This is a genomic window from Methylomonas koyamae (genome assembly GCF_006483455.1).
Lineage (GTDB): Bacteria > Pseudomonadota > Gammaproteobacteria > Methylococcales > Methylomonadaceae > Methylomonas > Methylomonas koyamae_B.
Window position 1 is genome coordinate 1 of sequence record NZ_PPPU01000083.1, and the last position, 1,495, is coordinate 1,495.

At 48.9% G+C, this 1,495-nt stretch carries 3 protein-coding genes; all 3 read right to left on the minus strand.

Translation table 11 applies throughout. From position 1 onward, the window contains the following. Positions 1-351 (minus strand): zinc-dependent peptidase (locus C2U68_RS20940; RefSeq protein WP_140914414.1); only part of this gene is annotated, 351 nt, incomplete at its 3' end. Between the two features lies 1 nt (position 352). Next, on the minus strand, positions 353-1,009 hold the full coding sequence (locus C2U68_RS20945) for a DUF1614 domain-containing protein (RefSeq protein WP_064023690.1): 657 nt from the start codon (positions 1,007-1,009) through the stop codon (positions 353-355). 19 nt (positions 1,010-1,028) lie between these two features. Then, positions 1,029-1,439: an alkaline phosphatase family protein gene (locus C2U68_RS20950; RefSeq protein WP_260839432.1), complete on the minus strand. Its 411-nt coding sequence runs from the start codon at positions 1,437-1,439 to the stop codon at positions 1,029-1,031. Between the last annotated feature and the right edge of the window lie 56 nt (positions 1,440-1,495).

The following is a 1,495-nucleotide window of genomic DNA, read 5'->3' on the forward strand; positions in this document are numbered from 1 at the left end:
CTGATGTATAACACCAGCACTATCGACGGAATCGCGACGGACTCGAAAAGCACCAGGATAGACAATAACATCCGTCCACCCTGATAAGCAGTTCAAGCCTAAATGTAATATAGGCAAACAGGCTTGACTGGCGATGTTGACGCTCATGATATCGGTCACTAAAAACTCATGGGCGCCGACAATGTTTTTTTCGTGCACAAACAGGGTTGCTAATTCTCGCAGATGCGCTGTTTCGACCGCGCTCAGTCTTTGCAGTACCGATAATTTTTCAGTCGTCTGTTGCCATAGCGCATGTGGAATCGCATGTTGATGCAGGATATAGCGAATACGAAAGCGTTTGAAGAAATTCAAGTTAGGCTAAAAGCGCCGCAATGATGCCAGTCATGAAGATGCCGTCAAACGTTCCGGCCCCGCCAATGGACGCAACGGGCACACCTAGGCTGCCAACATTTTTGAGATGCAGGACATCGGCACCAATCAATACGCCCAGCACGCCGCTGATGTAGGCCAGATGTGCGGCATGTTCTGAGTCCAATATCAACGCTATGGCGACCGAAACTAATGGCGCCACAAAAACAGGCATCCCAAAGCCAATGCCCGGCTCAGGCCGGCTCATTCGATAACTCAATGCTGTCACAGCAGCAAATGCAATACCCAGCTTGATAGGATCAATCAATTGCAATGAGATGAAGTAGAGACATAATCCAACCGGAATTACGCAGCCGCCGACATTGACCGCAATAACAGTATTGCCCTCTCTGGCTGGCTGGAATAACTCCCAGACTGGTTTTCGGCCTGGTAATTCGACCAAATGTCCACTTTCCTGAGTCCTTATCTTGAAGATTGGCAAATTGATCCCGCTGCCAATTAAAGTTCCGACCAACACCATCAGCGTACCCTGTGGAGTCAATCCCAGCTTGGCGAATGCGATTTCAAAAAACTCCACCTGAATCATGGCAACCATCAGCATCGATAAAACCAATAACACTATCAATGGAAAGATGGGCATCGGTGACTCCTAATGTGGGTTATTTAAAATTAAAGGCGTTGCGTAGATCATCGGCTTTAGCGTCACGATCCGTCAAGGACTCCAGATCAAACCGAGTCTCAATCAGTTTGAGGATTGAGGTGGTGTCATAGACAATGTGATCCACATAGCCTTTCTTGGCAAACGGCGAAACAACAATCGCTGGGATTCTCGTGCCCGGTCCCCAATGATCTATCACCGGCGGCGCGACGTGATCCCAAAGGCCACCGTATGCGTCATAGGTGATAATGATGGCAGTGCTAGGCCAGATGCTGCTGTTGCGAATGACTTCAACAACCTCCCGCACTTCTGCATCGGCATCCTGAATGGTGGAATACCCCGGATGCTGGTTTTTACTGCCAACCGGCTTGAAGAATGCCACTTGTGGAAAGTTGCCCTTCAGATCAGCCAATAAATTGGTTTTATCGAGCGATTACGCGAAATCGAACTGGAGGAATACCGCGCGAA

Coding starts and splice junctions, on each gene's coding strand:
- C2U68_RS20945 (WP_064023690.1), bottom strand. CDS start 1,009: ATGCCCATCTTTCCATTGATAGTGTTATTGGTTTTATCGATGCTGATG.